Origin of the sequence: Frigoribacterium sp. SL97 (genome assembly GCF_026625765.1) — a bacterium.
Taxonomy (GTDB): domain Bacteria; phylum Actinomycetota; class Actinomycetes; order Actinomycetales; family Microbacteriaceae; genus Frigoribacterium.
In genome coordinates, this window is record NZ_CP113062.1 from 2,828,011 (window position 1) to 2,844,962 (window position 16,952).

The 16,952-nt window shown below is 70.8% G+C and carries 16 protein-coding genes and 1 tRNA gene; 10 read left to right on the plus strand and 7 right to left on the minus strand.

All coding sequences use genetic code 11. The features are described from left to right. The first annotated feature begins 18 nt into the window (after nt 1-18). A complete protein-coding gene (locus OVA02_RS13860; protein ID WP_159826255.1) occupies nt 19-582 on the plus strand; it encodes a DUF3515 family protein in 564 nt (187 codons plus the stop codon). A 28-nt stretch (nt 583-610) separates the two neighbouring features. On the opposite strand, the gene OVA02_RS13865 is transcribed toward OVA02_RS13860, so the two are convergent. The 6 genes from OVA02_RS13865 to leuC form a co-directional block, all read right to left on the minus strand. Next, complete coding sequence (locus tag OVA02_RS13865; RefSeq protein ID WP_267659712.1) at nt 611-1,702, minus strand: D-alanine--D-alanine ligase family protein; 1,092 nt, start codon at nt 1,700-1,702, stop codon at nt 611-613. A gap of 168 nt (nt 1,703-1,870) precedes the next feature. After that, nucleotides 1,871-2,884 carry an NAD(P)H-dependent glycerol-3-phosphate dehydrogenase gene (locus tag OVA02_RS13870; RefSeq protein WP_043594016.1) on the minus strand — a complete coding sequence of 338 codons (1,014 nt, stop codon included), beginning with the start codon at nt 2,882-2,884 and terminating at the stop codon, nt 1,871-1,873. Nucleotides 2,885-2,957: 73 nt separating this feature from the next. Further along, nucleotides 2,958-3,740, minus strand: a complete 783-nt coding sequence (locus OVA02_RS13875; protein WP_267658703.1) for a lysophospholipid acyltransferase family protein — start codon at nt 3,738-3,740, stop codon at nt 2,958-2,960. Between the two features lie 7 nt (nt 3,741-3,747). After that, a complete protein-coding gene (gene murA / locus OVA02_RS13880; protein ID WP_267658704.1) occupies nt 3,748-5,115 on the minus strand; it encodes a UDP-N-acetylglucosamine 1-carboxyvinyltransferase in 1,368 nt (455 codons plus the stop codon). Further along, nucleotides 5,116-5,712 (minus strand): 3-isopropylmalate dehydratase small subunit, encoded by a 597-nt coding sequence (gene leuD, locus OVA02_RS13885; RefSeq protein ID WP_056046227.1) that lies wholly within the window; start codon nt 5,710-5,712, stop codon nt 5,116-5,118. It lies immediately after the preceding gene. Beyond that, complete coding sequence (gene leuC, locus OVA02_RS13890; RefSeq protein WP_056046229.1) at nt 5,712-7,202, minus strand: 3-isopropylmalate dehydratase large subunit; 1,491 nt, start codon at nt 7,200-7,202, stop codon at nt 5,712-5,714. The genes leuD and leuC overlap by 1 nt, the downstream gene beginning before the upstream one ends. A gap of 218 nt (nt 7,203-7,420) precedes the next feature. Here leuC and OVA02_RS13895 point away from each other — a divergent pair, with 218 nt between their 5' ends. The 8 genes from OVA02_RS13895 (at nt 7,421) to OVA02_RS13930 (ending at nt 15,917) form a co-directional block, all read left to right on the plus strand. Beyond that, nucleotides 7,421-8,920, plus strand: a complete 1,500-nt coding sequence (locus tag OVA02_RS13895; RefSeq protein WP_267658705.1) for a PQQ-binding-like beta-propeller repeat protein — start codon at nt 7,421-7,423, stop codon at nt 8,918-8,920. 20 nt (nt 8,921-8,940) lie between these two features. Continuing rightward, a complete protein-coding gene (locus OVA02_RS13900; protein ID WP_267658706.1) occupies nt 8,941-9,819 on the plus strand; it encodes a hypothetical protein in 879 nt (292 codons plus the stop codon). Continuing rightward, nucleotides 9,816-10,361, plus strand: a complete 546-nt coding sequence (locus tag OVA02_RS13905; protein WP_267658707.1) for a PQQ-binding-like beta-propeller repeat protein — start codon at nt 9,816-9,818, stop codon at nt 10,359-10,361. The genes OVA02_RS13900 and OVA02_RS13905 overlap by 4 nt, the downstream gene beginning before the upstream one ends. 53 nt (nt 10,362-10,414) lie before the next feature. Continuing rightward, the gene (locus tag OVA02_RS13910; RefSeq protein WP_056046233.1) at nt 10,415-11,059 is read left to right on the plus strand and encodes an alpha-ketoglutarate-dependent dioxygenase AlkB; all 645 of its coding nucleotides are present in this window, start codon (nt 10,415-10,417) and stop codon (nt 11,057-11,059) included. Nucleotides 11,060-11,146: 87 nt separating this feature from the next. After that, a complete protein-coding gene (locus OVA02_RS13915) occupies nt 11,147-12,178 on the plus strand; it encodes a LacI family DNA-binding transcriptional regulator (RefSeq protein WP_267658708.1) in 1,032 nt (343 codons plus the stop codon). Between the two features lie 129 nt (nt 12,179-12,307). Next, nucleotides 12,308-13,666: an ABC transporter substrate-binding protein gene (locus OVA02_RS13920; protein ID WP_267658709.1), complete on the plus strand. Its 1,359-nt coding sequence runs from the start codon at nt 12,308-12,310 to the stop codon at nt 13,664-13,666. Nucleotides 13,667-13,797: 131 nt separating this feature from the next. Beyond that, nucleotides 13,798-14,937, plus strand: a complete 1,140-nt coding sequence (locus OVA02_RS13925; protein WP_056046238.1) for a carbohydrate ABC transporter permease — start codon at nt 13,798-13,800, stop codon at nt 14,935-14,937. Continuing rightward, nucleotides 14,934-15,917, plus strand: a complete 984-nt coding sequence (locus OVA02_RS13930) for a carbohydrate ABC transporter permease (protein ID WP_043593968.1) — start codon at nt 14,934-14,936, stop codon at nt 15,915-15,917. The genes OVA02_RS13925 and OVA02_RS13930 overlap by 4 nt, the downstream gene beginning before the upstream one ends. A 201-nt stretch (nt 15,918-16,118) precedes the next feature. On the opposite strand, the gene OVA02_RS13935 is transcribed toward OVA02_RS13930, so the two are convergent. Then, nucleotides 16,119-16,194: transfer RNA gene (locus OVA02_RS13935), tRNA-Glu, on the minus strand. 102 nt (nt 16,195-16,296) lie between these two features. On the opposite strand from OVA02_RS13935, the gene OVA02_RS13940 reads away from it, so the two are divergent. Then, entirely contained in the window at nt 16,297-16,932 is a 636-nt protein-coding gene (locus tag OVA02_RS13940; protein WP_267658710.1) for an MBL fold metallo-hydrolase, read from the plus strand. Nucleotides 16,933-16,952: the final 20 nt, after the last annotated feature.

The following is a 16,952-nucleotide window of genomic DNA, read 5'->3' on the forward strand; positions in this document are numbered from 1 at the left end:
AACGGTAGCCTGGATGCGATGTCGAACCCGTCCTCGCGCCTCACCGCGCGCCTCCGTCCCCGCCTTCGCGTCCCGGCCCTCGTGCTCGTCGGGGCCGGTCTCGCGACGACGCTCGTCGGCTGCTCGCAAGCGGTCCCGATGCAGCCCGCCGCGGGGGCGAACGACCCGGCCTGCGCGCAGGTCACCGTCCACCTGCCCGAGGTCGTCGACGACGGCCAGGACCGCCGCGAGACCGACGCGCAGGCGACCGGCGCCTGGGGTTCGCCGACGAGCGTGCTGCTGCACTGCGGCGTCGAGACGCCCGCCGTGTCCGACCTGCCCTGCTACGACATCCAGGGCGTGGACTGGCTCGTCGACCAGGACCCCGACGATGCCGACACCTCGATCCTCACCACGTACGGCCGTGAGCCGGGCGTGCAGGTGATCGTCGACACCACCAAGGCGAACGGCGGCAACGTGCTGCGCGACCTGGCCGACTCGGTCGGCTACCTGCCGAACGACGGCAAGGAGTGCGTCGGCGCGGGCGACCTGCCGGGCTCGGCCGGATCGGCCGACGACCCGTCGGCGACACCCACGCCGTAGGCCCGGTGGCCGGGACGGACGGGTTCCGTCAGCGCTCGGTCTCGAGGCCGAGGGCGATGAGCTCGTCGATCAGCTCGGGGTAGCTGAGGCCACTCGCGAGCCAGCAGGCGGGGAACATCGAGATGGGCGTGAAGCCGGGCATCGTGTTGACCTCGTTGACGACCCAGCCGTCGTCGGTCAAGAAGAAGTCGACGCGGGCGAGGCCCGTGCCGTCGATGGCCTCGAAGGCCAGAGCGGCGAGACGCTGCATCTCGGTCAGGTCGCCGGGTGCGAGGTCGGCGGGGCAGACCAGGTCGGCCCCGGGGGCACCGAGGTACTTCGACTCGAAGTCGTAGAACGTGTCGCCCGCGAGGACGATCTCGCCCGCGACCGAGGTGCGAGGAGGCGCGCCGTCGCGTCCGCCGAGCACGGCGCACTCGATCTCGCGGCCGACGACCGCGGACTCGACGAGCACCTTGTGGTCCTCGGCGAAGGCCTTCCGCATGGCCGCCGGGAGGCCGGCGGGCGAGTCGACGCGCGACACCCCCACGCTCGATCCGGCTCGGGCGGGCTTGACGAACAACGGGTACCCGAGCGCCTCGACGTCGGCGGCCACGCGCTCGGGCGCGGCGTCCCAGTCCCGACGACGCACGGTGCGCCAGGGGGCGACGACCACGCCGGCGGCCTGCAGCACGGTCTTGGTGAAGTGCTTGTCCATGCCGAGCGACGAGGCGAGCACGCCCGCGCCGACGTAGGGCAGCCCGGTCAGCTCGAGCAGGCCCTGCACCGTGCCGTCCTCGCCGAACGGACCGTGCAGGATCGGGAACACCACGTCCACCTCGCCCAGCAGACGCGTCGTGCCGTCGGGCTCGGTGACGGTCAGCTCGCGGGTGGTGGACGACTCGGGCCAGTGGATGCGGGTGCCGTTGTCGACGACGGTCGGCAGCGTCTCGGCGTCGAGCTCGAACCGTGCCGCGTCGTCGGGCTGGAGCGTGAACGCCCCCTCGACGGTGATGCCCACGGGCACCACGTCGTAGCGGGAGCGGTCGATCGCCGAGAGGACTCCCCCGGCCGTCGCGCAGCTGATCGAGTGCTCGCTCGAGCGGCCGCCGAAGAGTACGACCACGACGGTCTTCGCCACCCCGGGTGTCGAGGCACCGACGGACGAGGCGTCGTTCGCGGCGACGCGCGGGGTCGTGGTGGGCTCGGTGCTCGCCATGAGGGGCCTTTCGTCGGTGTCACGGCCCGCGGGCCGACCCGCGGTGGGCGGGCTCTGGTCGTCACGCCTCCCGGCACGACCGACCAGCGGTCACTCGCCCTGCGGCTCGTCCGTCTCGGTCAGGTGCGGGGCGATGTTGCGCGGGTCGAGTGTACCGGCGAGCACCTCGGCCACCTGCTGGACGATGGGCATGTCGACGCCGCGGGACCGCGCGAGTTCGAGGATGGGAGCGACCGAGGCCAGTCCCTCGGCGGTCTGATTCATCTGGCGCACGACGTCGCCGAAGGCGTATCCCTGCCCGAGCAGTCGTCCCGCGGTGTTGTTGCGCGAGAGGGGCGACTCGCACGTGGCGATGAGGTCGCCCAGGCCGGCGAGGCCGGCGAGGGTCTCGGCCTTGGCCCCGAACGACACCGCGAACGCGGTCATCTCGGCCAGTCCGCGCGTGATGATCGAGGCCTTGGTGTTCTCGCCGTACCCCACGCCGTCGACGATGCCGATGGCGACGGCGATCAGGTTCTTGAGGACCCCGCCGAACTCGGTGCCGATCACGTCGGTGTTGACGAACGAACGGAAGTACGGGTTGGTGGCGGTGGCGGCGACCAGGGTCGCCGTGTCGAGGCTGTACGACGACACGACCGCGGCCGTGGGCTGCCGCTTCGCGATCTCGAGGGCGAGGTTGGGCCCCGACGCGACGGCGATCAGGTCGCGGTCGATGCCGAGCTCGGCCTCGATCACCTCGCTCATGCGCAACCCGGTGGCCTTCTCGACGCCCTTCATCAGGCTGACGACCGGCACGCCGGACGGGACCATGCCGCGGATGGCGGTCAGGTTGTCGCGGAGCGTCTGGCTGGGGACCGACAGGTAGACCTGCTCGGCACCCGCCAGAGCCTGTTCGACCGAGGGGGTGGCGACGAGGGTGCGGGGCAGGTTGATGCCCGGCAGGTAGTCGCTGTTGCGCTTGCTCTCGGTGATCTCGCGGGCCACCTCGGGACGGCGGGCCCAGAGCGTGACGTCCGCGCCCCCCTCGGCGAGGACCTTGGCGAAGGTCGTGCCCCAGCTGCCCGACCCCAGGACGGCGACCCGGCGCGGGATCGAGTCGCGCATGACGATCGAGATCGCCTCGGTCGTGACCGCCCCTTCTCCGAGGGCCTCGATGGCGCCTTCGCGTGACTCGGAGCTACTCAAAGCGGCCTGTCTCCTTCTGGTGGTTCTTGGTGGGGTTCCAGCGTTCGACGGGTGCCTTCTCGCCCCGCAGCTGCTCGACCAGCTCGGTGACGGCGTCCATCACGAGGGCGGTGGCGGCCGTGACCGAGGCCTGGTCGAGGGGACGATCGCGGAAGGCCGAGAGGTCGACGGGGTCGCCGATCACGACGGTGATGCGCTTCCGGGGGAAGGCGTGCAGCCGACTCGAGTAGCGACCCATGAGGTGCTGACTGCCCCAGTGCGCCATCGGGACGAGCGGCACCCCGGCGGCGAGGGCGAGGCGCACGGCACCGCTCTTGCCCTTCATGGGCCAGAGGTCGGGGTCGCGGGTGAGGGTGCCCTCGGGGTAGACGATCACGCCACCGCCCCGGGCGACGAGCAGACGCCCGGCCGCCAGGGGGTCGTGGTCGTGGGTGCGACCCGCCCGCTCGACGGGGATGTGCCCCATCGCGTGCATCATGCGACCGAAGACGGGGACCCGGAAGAGGGACGCCTTCGCGAGGAAGCGCGGCACCCGCCCGAGAGACCACATCACACGGCCCACGACCACCGGGTCGATGTTCGTGTAGTGGTTCGGGGTCAGCACGAACGCACCCTCGGCCGGCAGCTTGTCGCCGTCGACGACGTCGATCCGGGCCATCAGGTCGAAGAGCGGTGCCGCCGGAGTCGCGAGGACGCGGAAGAACGCACCCTTCTCCTTGCGACGCCTCCGCGCCGGGACCGGGACGACGGGAGCGTCGGGGTCGGCTGTCGACACCGGCCGATCAGCCCTTGAAGTCGAAGTCGGCGCCCAGCTTGCGCAGCTTCGCGATGAAGTGCTCGTAGCCGCGGCTGATGATGCCGACGTTGCTGATCTTGGACTCGCCCTCGGCGGTCAGGGCCGCGATGAGGTGGCTGAAGCCGCCCCGCAGGTCGGGAACGCGGATGTCGGCACCGTGCAGGGCCGTCGGTCCGTTGATGACCGCGGCCTGCTCGAACTCGCGACGCGCGACGCGACGGTCGTGGCCGGGCAGTCCGTCCTTGTGCACCGTGATGTCGGCGCCCATGTCGTTGAGGGCCTCGGTGAACTGGAAGCGGTTCTCGTAGACCGTCTCGTGCACGACCGAGGTGCCCTGCGCCTGCGTCAGGGCGACGATGAGCGGCTGCTGCCAGTCGGTCATGAACCCGGGGTGGACGTCGGTCTCGACGACGACGGGCTTGAGCTCGCCACCGGGGTGGAAGAAGCGGATGCCGTCCTCGTGGACGTCGAAGTCGCCGCCGACCTTGCGGAAGACGTTGAGGAACGTCATCAGGTCTTTCTGGTCGGCGCCCTCGACGAAGATGTCGCCCTTGGTCGCGAGTGCGGCCGAGGCCCAGCTCGCGGCCTCGTTGCGGTCGTTGATCGCCCGGTGCGTGTAGCCGCGGAGCTTCTCGACGCCCTCGATGAAGATCACGCGGTTCGGCTCGACCGAGACGACGGCGCCCATCTTCTGCAGGATCGCGATGAGGTCCATGATCTCGGGCTCGATGGCGGCGTTGCGCAGCTCGGTGACGCCCTTGGCGAGGACCGCGGTCAGCAGCACCTGCTCGGTGGCCCCGACGCTCGGGTAGGGCAGCTCGATGTTGGCACCGGTGAGCCCGTCGGGCGCGGTGAGGTGGATGCCGTTGTACGACTTGTCGACGACGGCGCCGAAGGCGCGGAGGGCGTCGAGGTGGAAGTCGATGGGCCGGTCGCCGATGCGGCAGCCGCCGAGGTCGGGGATGAACGCCTCGCCCAGGCGGTGCAACAGCGGCCCGCAGAAGAGGATCGGGATGCGGCTCGACCCGGCGTGGGCGTCGATCTCGGCGAAGTGGGCGGACTCGACGTTGGACGGGTCGAGGATCATCTCGCCGCGGGCCGGGTCGGTGATGCGCACCCCGTGGACCGAGAGGAGGCCGCGGACGACGTTGACGTCGCTGATGTCGGGGACGTCCTTGAGGATGCTGGGGGTGTCTCCCAGGAGGGCGGCGACCATGGCCTTCGTGGCGAGGTTCTTGGCACCGCGCACCTCGATGCGACCGATCAGCGGTTTGCCGCCCCGGATGACGATCTCATCGGAGGTGAGCCCCACACGGGCACCTGCTGCTGCTGCGTCTTGGACGAGAGAGTTCACTTACTTCACCGGCAATGTCTTCGGGCGCCAGGCGGCGCGGCGGGATTCGAATTCTGTGATGGCCGCTTCGTCGCGGAGGGTCAGGCCGATGTCGTCGAGGCCTTCGAGGAGTCGCCACTTAGTGTAGGCATCGACTTCGAATCCGACGGTGAGGCTGCCGACCGTGGCGGTCTGCGCCACGAGGTCGACCGTGATCTCGACGCCCGGCTGCCGGTCGATCTCGGCCCAGATGCGCTCGACGTCGTCCTCGGCGACGGCCGCCGCGAGGAGCCCTTGTTTGCCGGAGTTGCCTCGGAAGATGTCGCCGAACCGCGAACTGATGATCACGTCGAAGCCGAAGTCGCGCAGCGCCCAGACGGCGTGCTCACGGCTCGAGCCGGTGCCGAAGTCGGGACCCGCGACGAGGACGCGCGCGCCCTGGAACTCGGGTCGGTTCAACACGAACTCGGGGTCGTTGCGCCACCCGAAGAAGAGGGCGTCCTCGAAGCCGGTCTTGGTGACCCGCTTGAGGAACTGAGCCGGGATGATCTGGTCGGTGTCGACGTTCGAGCGCTTCAGCGGCGCGGCGACACCGGTGACGGTGGTGAACTTCTGCATCAGCGGACCCCTGCCCGATCGGTGCCGTCGGCGAGGACGGGTTCGTCGGACGTGCGGACGGCCGTGGAGGCCGCCGCGTCGTCGTCGGCCTGGAGGTCCCACGGCGAGGACAGCGTCCCGCGCACCGCGGTGGCCGCGGCGACGAGGGGCGACACGAGGTGCGTCCGACCGCCCTTGCCCTGGCGACCCTCGAAGTTGCGGTTCGAGGTCGACGCACATCGCTCGCCCGGTGCGAGCTGGTCGGGGTTCATGCCCAGGCACATCGAGCACCCGGCGAAGCGCCACTCGGCACCGAAGGCGGTGAAGACCTCGTCGAGCCCCTCGGCCTCGGCCTCGAGGCGGACGCGAGCCGACCCCGGCACGACCATGACGCGCACGCCCTCGGCCTTGGTGCGCCCGCGGATGATCGACGCGAACGCACGGAGGTCTTCGATGCGGCTGTTGGTGCACGACCCCATGAACACCGCGTCGACCGGGATGGCCTTCATCGGCGTGCCGGCCTCGAGGGCCATGTACTCGAGCGCCCGCGTCGCCGCGGCCTTCTCGTTGGGGTCGACGACGGTCTCGGGGTCGGGCACGGAGTCGCTGAGCGACACGCCCTGGCCCGGGTTGGTGCCCCACGTGACGAAGGGCTCGAGCGTGTCGGCGTCGAGGAAGATCTCGGCGTCGAACACCGCGTCGTCGTCGGTCGGCAGGGTGTCCCAGTAGGCGATCGCCTCGTCCCAGTCGGCACCCGTGGGGGCGTGCGGACGACCCTGCAGGTAGTCGTACGTGATCTGGTCGGGAGCGACCATGCCGGCCCGGGCACCCGCCTCGATCGACATGTTGCAGATCGTCATGCGCCCCTCCATCGAGAGGGCGCGGATCGCGCTGCCGCGGTACTCGAGCACGTAGCCCTGGCCGCCGCCGGTGCCGATCTGCGCGATGACGGCGAGGATGATGTCCTTCGCGGTGACGCCGGGGCGCAGCGTGCCCTCGACGGTGACCGCCATCGTCTTGAACGGCTTCAGCGGCAGGGTCTGCGTCGCCATGACGTGCTCGACCTCGCTGGTGCCGATGCCGAAGGCCATGGCGCCGAAGGCCCCGTGGGTCGAGGTGTGCGAGTCGCCGCAGACGACGGTGATGCCCGGCATGGTCAGTCCGAGCTGCGGGCCGACGACGTGCACGATGCCCTGCTCGGCGTCGCCCAACGGGTGCAGGCGGACGCCGAACTCGGCCGTGTTGCGACGGAGCGTCTCGATCTGCGTGCGACTGGTGAGGTCGGCGATCGGCTTGTCGATCGCCAGGGTGGGTGTGTTGTGGTCCTCCGTGGCGATCGTCAGGTCGGTCCGACGCAGCGGCCGATCGGCCTGGCGCAGTCCGTCGAACGCCTGGGGGCTGGTGACCTCGTGCACGAGGTGGAGGTCGATGTAGAGAAGGTCGGGGGCGCCGTCTTCGCCCTTGACGACGACGTGGTCGTCCCACACTTTCTCGGCCAGCGTCCTACCCACGGGCACGCCCCTTCTCCTGTATCGACGGAAAGATGATCCGTGGAGTCTACGCCAGTGCCTCCGGCACGTTTCTCGACGGTCGTGGGGTGAACCCCGCCCCGAGGGCGGCCATTCCCGGCGCACCCGGGGGCTGCGGCGAGCGCGTGGGACGAGGGCTCCGAATAGCATGACGACACCCGTCGGGCGGACGACGGCTGCGCTCGACGAGGAGGCCGACCATGAGCCACCCCGAGCGCGCACGCGACCACCCCGGGGAGGCGCGGGTCGTCGGTCGCTGGCACCGCGCCTCCCCGGGTCGTCGCGTCGCCGCCGTGCTCGGCGCCCTGGTGGTGGCGTCCACGATCGTGGCCGCCGGGGCGGTCTCGGTGGCTCCGCACTACGGGGACGGCCGCCCGTGGACGGGGCTCGCGGTCGACGACCTCCGACGGTCGCCGGACGCGACCGGTTGGACGCTCGACCTGGCGGCGACGCTCGCGCCCGACGCCCCGCGGCGGTGCCTGAACTTCTGGACGTCCCCCGCGGTCGACGGACTCGTGGCGGTCGGCACCTCGGTCGACCTGGACTTCGGGGACGCCCTGGGGGCGCCGGCCTGCCGCTCGTACGCGTCCGAGGCGAGCACGAGCCTCGTCGGGCTGGTCGAGACGGCCACGGGCACGGTCCGCTGGGTGCACGACCTGGCCCGAGACGTCCCCGACACCGACGCCCTGAGCATCCCCGCGACGCAGGTCGTCCCCTCGGCCGGTCGCGTGCTGGTGCAGACGCAGACGACGGGGGCGACCGTGCTGGCCGCCCTCGACCTGCGTGACGGCTCGCTCGTCGAGTCGACCCGCGGCCGGCGCGACCTGCCGAGCGTGAGCGTCGACTCGCGGGGACCCCTGCAGTTGCGCACCTTCTCGGGCATCGCCGGGTCGGGCGATCGGTACCAACTCGTCGAGGCCTCGCGTCTGGCCGACCCGGTGTGGGAGGGCGGGGTCGACTCGGGCAGTTCTCCGGCGCTGCTGAACGACGGCGCCCTCGTGTCACGGGGCGGTGAGACCGTGTTCGTCGACGCCGCCACGGGCCGGGAACGTCCCTTCGCGGCCTCACCGGACGAGATCGCCGTGCCGCCCGTCGGCTCGCCCGTGACGACCGGGGACGGGCGCCGCGTCGTCGCCTTCGGCATCGAGAGGACCAGGGCCGACGGCACCGTCGAGGCGCTCGACGAGGACGGGGAGGCCGTCTGGAGCCGACCCACCTCCGGGCGCCGTCTGGCCGTCACGCCGTCCTGCGTGGTCATCGTCACCGACGGCGACACGGCCGCGGAATGCCTCGATCCCCGCGACGGCTCGGTCCGCTGGAGGACCGACCTCGGCGCCCCGTTCGCGGTCGAGGCCGTGCCGGGTCAGCGCGCGACCGACGTCTTCGTCGTCGTGCAGCGGTCGGGCGGGTCGCGCCTGCTCGCCCTCGACGGCGCCGACGGGCACACCCGCTTCAGCTCGTCCGTGGGGCTGCTCGACGACCTCGCGGCGGCGGGCCGGTCGGTGCTCTACCTGCAGACGGAGGACGGTCGCTCGTCGGGGCGGGAGGTCGCGGCCCTCGACCTGGACGACGGTCGGCCGCTGTGGGCGACCTCGTCCTCGGGCACCGTGGTGTTCTGGGGCGGTCATCTCGTGCGCATCGACGACCAGGGGGTCGCCCGACGACTCGTGGACACCGCCCGCGTCGGGGCGACGTCGTGAGGGCGGGGCGTCGACTCGCCGTGGCCTACGCCGCCGTGGTCCTGGCGACGCTGGCGACCACGGTGCTGGTCGCGCCGACGCAGCCCGAGTACGGGTCGGACCCGCCGTGGCAGGGCATCGCCGTCGACGACCTCCGACAGGAACCCGGCACCACCGGGTGGCGCGTCGACCTCCGTGCCGCTCTCGCCCCCGGGGCCCCCGCCGAGTGCCTCCGCTACCGGGCGACGCCCGTCGCGCAGGGGCTCGCGCTCGTGAGCGCGGCCGGCGCCTGGACCTACGGATTCGCCAACGACGGCGACTGCGCCACCCCGACCCAGGGAGTCGGCACGCGCATCGGAGCACTCGACGTCGACCGCGGCACCTTCCGCTGGGTGCACGACGTCGCCGACGACCTCGCCGGGCTCGGCCTGACCGGCCCGGCCCTCGTCTCGTCCGTGACGGCGGTGCACGAGGCGGGCCTCGTGCTCGTCCGGGCCTCGGTCGACGGCGAGCAGGTGCTGATGACGTTGTCGGTCGAGACCGGGCGACCCGTCGAGGTGGTCGAGACCGGTTCGGCGGGTGACGGGGACCAGTTCCAGACCGTGGGGGCCGTCGTGGTGACCGGTCGGCAGCAGGGCGTCGGCGGCGTCTACCGCTACGACCTGCGCGACGCCCGCGACCTCGACCGCGTGACGTGGAGCGGACCCGCCTCGACCACGGGCGTCGCCCTCGCGCTGAGCGACCGGTTGGTCGTCGCGCGGGCCGACGGCTCGGTCCAGGTCGACCTCGCCACCGGTACCGAGCGCCCCTGGGCGGCACGGCTCGACCGCCTCATCGGCTACGTCGTCCACGACGACGTCGTCTACGCCCCCGAGGAGGCGCGGCCACGGGACGAGGGGACGCCGGCTTCGTCGCGTTGACCGCCGACGGCGAGCGCCTCTGGAGCTCGGACCGGGACGTCCGGGGCGGCTACTCGGTGACGCGCTCCTGTCTCGCCGTCACCGACGTGCGCGCGCAGACGGTGACCTGCCTCGACCTCGCGACGGGAGACGTGCGGTGGACCGACCCGGCGTCGAGCTCGTCCGCCGTCGACGGCCTGCCCGGCCAGACCGACGACCGCGTCTTCGCGACGGCGACCGCCGCAGGCCCGGGGCCCGTGGTGGTCCGTGCGCTCGACGGCTCCAGCGGCTCGGCCGGCGCCCGCCTGTCGCTGCCCGACGGAGCCGTCCTCGCGGCGGCGGGCCGGACGGTCGGCTACGCCCTGGCCTACGGCACCTCGGGTGGGCGGTCGACCCTCGTCGCGTTCGACCTCTCGAGCGGGCGCGCCCTCTGGGAGCACGCCGCGGAGCTGCAGGTCTACGCCTGGGCGGGGCGGCTGGTGGACGTGGACGTCGAGGGGGTAGCGCGGGTGCTGGTCTCCCCCGAGCGCCTCGCCGTCCCGACGGTCTCCTCCGGGGGGTGACGCTTCGCCCACTCCGTTCGAACACGTGTTCGAATCGGGCGTAGGGTGTCGGCATGAGCCTCCCCTTCACCGCCTCGCTGCTGGACGGCCTGTCCGACGGCCCCGACCTCGCGCCGCTCGTCGGGCGAGTCGACCACCTCGACCTCGGCGAGGGCGCCTGGCTGGACGTCGTCCCGGGCTGGGCGTCGAATTCCGACGCCCTGTTCGAACGTCTCGTGACCGACGTGCCGTGGCGAGCCGACCGCCGCCAGATGTACGACCGGGTGGTCGAGGTGCCCCGGCTCGTCTCCTCCTACGACGCGGGCGACGCGCTCCCCGATCCGGTGCTCGCCCAGGCTCGAGACGACCTCAACGCGTACTACGCGCTCGAGCGTGGCGCCCCCGTCGAGCAGCGCTTCGACCGGGCGGGGCTGTGTTTCTACCGGACGGGCGACGACAGCATCGCCTGGCACGGCGACCACGTGGGGCGCACGATCGACCGCGACACGATGGTGGGCATCCTCTCGCTCGGGGCACCGCGCACGCTCGCGGTGCGGTCCCGATCGACCGGCACGACCCGGCGGTTCCCGCTCGGCCACGGCGACCTCCTGGTGATGGGCGGCAGCTGCCAGCGGACCCACGAGCACGCCATCGCCAAGACCAAGAAGGCCGTCGGCCCGCGAATCAGCGTGCAGTTCCGACCAGTGTGGCCCACCTAGCCCGCCTCTGACGGACCGGCCGGCCGCGCGGACCACGGGGCCGTCGCTCGTATGCTGTGCACACGATCGACGACGAGGTGGACGAGTATGCCGGCAACCCGTGACGACGTGGCGCGTCTGGCAGGCGTCTCGTCGAGCACCGTGTCGTACGCCATCAGCGGGCGACGGACCATCTCCGTCGCCACCCGCCGCCGGGTCGAGGCGGCGATGGCCGAGCTGAACTACACCCCCAACGCGTTCGCCCGGGGTCTCGCCGGAGCACGGGGCGGCATCCTCGCCCTGCACTACCCCTACGGACGCCGCGGCGTCACGTCGTCCGAGTTCGAGTACGTGGCGGCGGCCACCGACCGGGCGAGAGAGCGCGGCTACCACCTGCTGCTGTGGTCGAACCCCATCGACGACGTCGAAGGACTCGGCAGCCTCGTCAGCGAAGGCCTCGTCGACGGCGTGATCCTCATGGAGCTCACCGCGCGCGACGACCGCGTCGCCGTGCTGTCGCGGTCGCGCCTGCCGTTCACGAACATCGGTCGCCCCGACGACGTCGAGGGACTCTGGTTCGTCGACGCCGACTACGACTCGCTGGCCCGACAGGCCGTCGACCACCTCGCCGACCTCGGCCACCGACGCGTGTTCTTCCTCGGTCAGAGCATCCGGGCCCCCGAGCGCGGGTCGGGTCCGCTCGACCGCACGACGAGGGCGTTGCGCGGCCCGGCCGACGAGCGGGGCCTGTCGCTCGAGACGCACGCCGCCACCGACTCCGTCCCGGGCGGCCGCCGGGCCTTCGACGCGTTCGCCGCCTCGACGGCCCGCCCCACGGCCGTGCTGGCGTTCAACGAGATGGCCCTCGCCGGCTTCGTGCAGGCCGCCGCGGCGGCAGGCCTGTCCATCCCGGACGACCTCACGGTGGTCGCACTGAGCATCGGCGACCTCGCCGCCGAGATGACCTCGCCGCCGCTCACGACCGTCAACCCTCCCGGAGCCGACATCGCGGCCGCCGCGGTCGACGACCTCGTCGACCGCATCGAGGGTCGACGTCACGACGCCCCCCACGTCCTCGTCGCACCCCGTCTGGTCGTGCGGGGCACGTCGGCCGCCGCCCCGTCGGAGCGGGCTCGATAGCAGACGCGGTTGCGCGCCTCCTGCGAGTATGTGACACTCATCGTCGACGCGCGTCGACGACGACGTGCGGCGGACGATCACCCCGACAGCACGGGCCGTCCGCTCTTGCGACTCAATGAGGAGACACCAATGCGAGCATCCCTGCACCGCCGCTTCACGGGCCCCCTGGCCATCCTGGCGGCGTCGAGCTTCCTGTTGGCCGGATGCTCCGGCACGGCCGACCCCAACGACCCCAACGCCGGAGGCGCGGGTGGCGGTGACGTCGGAACCGCCGACGGCGTGGTCAACGTCTACGGCACGATCAACGGCGACGAGGCGACCCTGCTCGAGCAGTCGTGGGCCGACTGGGAGAAGGCCAACGACATCGAGATCAAGTACACGGGCGACAAGGAGTTCGAGAAGCAGATCGGCATCAAGGTGCAGGGTGGCGACACCCCCGATCTCGCGATCTTCCCCCAGCCCGGCCTGCTGGCCGACACGGTCGCCTCGGGCAAGGTACAAGAGCTGCCCGCCGACGCCCTGGCCAACGTCAAGGAGGGCTGGTCCGAGGACTGGCAGAAGTACGGTCAGGTCGACGGCAAGCAGTACGGGGCCCCGTTGATGGCGAGCGTCAAGGGCTACGTCTGGTACTCCCCCGCCAAGTTCGAGGAGTGGGGCGTCGAGGTCCCCAAGACCTACGACGAACTCGTCGCCCTGTCCAAGACCATCCAGGAGAAGACCGGCGGCCCGTCGTGGTGCGCCGGCTTCAACTCGGGCGAGGCCAGCGGCTGGCCCGGCACCGACTGGGTCGAGGACCTCGTCCTGCGCGAGGCCGGACCCGACGCCTACGACTCGTGGGTCGCGGGAGACACCGAGTTCACCGACCCCGAGATCAAGGCCGCGTTCGACTCGGTCGGCGACATCCTGCTCGACCCGACCCTCGTCAACGCCGGCTACGGCGACGTGAAGTCGATCAACTCGACGGCCTTCGGAGACGTCGCGACCAACGTGGCGAACGGCAGCTGCGCCCTGACCCACCAGGCCTCGTTCTTCGAGGGCTTCCTGACGGCGGCGAACAACGCCAGCGGACAGCCGGCGACGGTCGCCGAGGACGGCGACGTCTGGGCCTTCCTCACCCCGCCCATGAAGGAAGGCGACCCCGCAGCCGTCACCGGCGGTGGCGAGTTCGTCGCGGCGTTCTCGAACGACGACGACACCGCCAAGGTGCAGGCCTACCTCGCCAGCGCCGACTGGGCGAACAGCCGCGTCTCGCTCGGCGGAGTCATCTCGGCCAACAAGGGACTCGACCCCGAGAACGCCGGTAGCGACCTGCTGAAGGGCGCCGTCGAGATCCTGCAGGGCACCGACACCACCTTCCGCTTCGACGGTTCCGACCTGATGCCCAAGTCGGTCGGCTCCGACAGCTTCTGGAAGGGCATGGTCGACTGGATCGACGGCACCGACACCGACACGGTGCTCGACGAGATCCAGGCCGGCTACACCTCGTAACACCCGCGCCACAGGGGCCACCGCACGTCGGTGGCCCCTGACCCCGCGCCCGCTCGCCGCCCCGCTCGCCGATCCGAGCGGCGGCGGCGACGGGTCGCGTCCTGCTCGGACCCGAACGTGAAAGGACAGAGATGTCCAGTTTCTTCCAGTGGCTGGCGGGAATCCCGCCCCTGGCGCAGATCCCCTTGATCCTCATCGCCTTCACCGCCCTCGTGGCCGTGGTGCTCGTCTTCGTCGAGTTCGCCCCCCGCCGAGGCACGCAGTACACGATCATCCGACTGGCCGTCTGCGTGGTCGTCCCGGTCGTCGTGCTGCTGGCGTTCGGCCTCTACAACTCGGTCATCTGGGTCGCCGCCGTCGCGGCCGTCCTGGGAGGCGGACTGTTCCTGCTCGACTACCGCTCGAAACGCGGTGCCGGCTACTCGCTGCAGCTGATCGCCTTCATGACCCCGGCCGTGTTCTTCCTCGTCATCGGCCTGATCTACCCGACCATCACGACCGCCGGCCAGGCCTTCATGAAGAACGACGGATCGGGCTTCGCCGGGCTCGACAACTTCGTCTGGGTGTTCACGAGCCCCGACGGCCTGACCGCCTTCGGCAACACTCTCGTCTGGGTGCTGCTCGCACCGATCACGGCGACCGCGATCGGCCTCGCCTACGCCGTCTTCATCGACAAGAGCCGGGGCGAGAAGTTCCTCAAGCTGCTCGTGTTCATGCCGATGGCCATCTCGTTCGTCGGCGCCTCGATCATCTTCAAGTTCTTCTACGACATCCGCCAGGGAGAACAGATCGGCCTGCTCAACGGCATCCTCGTCGCCTTCGGCGGCCAGCCGGTCGACTGGCTGGGGCTCGAACCGTGGAACACGCTGCTGCTCGTGATCGTGCTGATCTGGACCCAGGCCGGATTCGCCATGACGGTGCTGTCGGCAGCGATCAAGGGCGTCCCCGCCGAGCAACTCGAGGCGGCGTCGCTCGACGGCACCAACGGGTTCCAGGCGTTCCGGCACATCACCGTCCCCGGCATCCGAACGACCATCATCGTCGTGCTGACGACCATCTCGATCGCCTCGCTGAAGGTCTACGACATCGTCTCGGCCATGACCGGCGGACGCAACGACACGACGATCCTCGCGTTCGAGATGGTCCGGCAGTTCCAGCTCGGCAGCCGTACCGGCTACAGCTCGGCGCTGGCGGTCATCCTCTTCGTGCTCGTGCTGCCGATCGTCATCTACAACGCCCGCCAGATCCAGAAGCAGAGGGAGATCCGATGACTGCCACACCCACCCCCGTCGGGGTCGCCGTCGGCTCGGGCACCGAGAGACAGCTCAAGCGAGGAATCGCGAAGATCGAGACCTCGAGCGGCAAGCTGAAGAAGGGCACGACCAGCCGCGGCGCCACCATCGCCGCGTTGATCATCGCCGTGATCTGGACCCTGCCCACGGCCGGGCTGTTCATCTCGTCGTTCCGGCCCGCGAACGACATCAAGACCACCGGCTGGTGGACCGTCTTCGCCAACCCGGGGTTCACGCTCGACAACTACGTGAACGCCCTCAACTCGGGCGACAGCCTCACGCTCGGGAAGGCGTTCCTGAACTCGCTGGTGATCACGTTGCCGGCGGCGCTGATCCCGATCACGATCGCCAGTCTCGCTGCGTACGCGTTCGCCTGGATCGACTTCAAGGGACGCAACACGATGTTCGTCCTGGTGTTCGCCCTGCAGATCGTCCCCATCCAGATGGCTCTCGTGCCGCTGCTGCGACTGTTCTCGGACGGTCTGCGCATCGGCGGTCTGTACATCCTGCCGGGGCTCGGGGTGAACGGTCTCGACGGCTCGTTCGCGAAGGTCTGGATCGCCCACACGATCTTCGCCCTGCCGCTGGCCATCTTCATGCTGCACAACTTCATCTCCGAGATCCCGGCCGAGGTGATCGAGGCCGCCCGCATGGACGGCGCCGGTCACGGACAGGTGTTCTTCCGCATCGTGCTGCCGCTGTCGATGCCCGCGATCGCCTCGTTCGGCATCTTCCAGTTCTTGTGGGTCTGGAACGACCTCCTCGTGGCCACGGTCTTCACCTCGGGCCAGGGCTTGCCGATCACGAAGGCACTGCAGGACCTCTCGGGGTCGTACGGCCAGTCGTGGGAGCTGCTCACGGCCGGGGCGTTCATCTCGATCATCGTGCCGCTCATCGTGTTCTTCGCCCTGCAGCGGTTCTTCGTGCGCGGCCTGCTGGCCGGCGCCACGAAGGGCTGAGCCCGTCGCAGCACGAGAGACCGCCAGGCGACCGCCTGGCGGTCTCTCGTCATGTCGTCCGGTCTTGCGCCGTGCCGGGCCGTGTCGGACCGTGTCGGGTCGGACCGTGCCGGGTCGGACCATGCGGGGCCGTGCCGTGTCGGACCACGTACCGGAAACGAAAAAACCGCCAGGCGAGAGCCTGGCGGTTTCTGTCGGTGCTGGTGACCCCAACGGGATTCGAACCCGTGTTACCGCCGTGAGAGGGCGACGTACTAGGCCGCTATACGATGGGGCCGTATTTGCAACTCGTCGAGTATGCCACACCCCGCGAGCCCGTCACAAATCGAGGCACCGGCGCGTCGAGATCGACCCGCCCGACGCGCGTACAGTCGCTGTCATGCGCCTCACGAAGCTCGAACACGCCTGCCTGATCCTCGAGAAGGACGGGCGCAAGCTCGTCGTCGACCCCGGGTCGTTCACGGCTCCCCTCATCGACCTGCACGACGTCGACGCCGTCGTGGTCACCCACGAGCACGCCGACCACTGGACGCCCGACCAGCTGACCCATCTGCTCGCCACGAACCCCGGGGTGACGGTCTACGGCCCCGCGGGCGTGGCCACGGCCGCCGAGGGCTTCGACGTGCACGTGGTCGGCGACGGAGACACGGTCGAGGTCGGCCCCTTCACGCTGGCCTTCCACGGCTCGCGGCACGCGGTCATCCACGAGAGCCTCCCGGTCGTCGACAACGTCGGCGTGCTCGTCGACGGGTCGCTGTTCTACCCGGGTGACCAGTTCACGGTCCCGCCCGTGCCGGTCGACGTCCTCGCGACGCCCGTCGGGGCGCCCTGGCTCAAGGTGGCCGAGGTGATCGACTACGTCGCGGCCGTCGCACCCCGACTGGCCTTCCCCACCCACGAGCAGACGCTCTCCGGCCCCGGGCTCGCCATGCACTTCGACCGCATGAAGGCGTCCGCGCAGTCGATCGGTGGCGACGCCGTGAAGCTCGAGGCGCACGAGTCGATCGACCTCTAGCCCCACCCGCGAGGGGCACT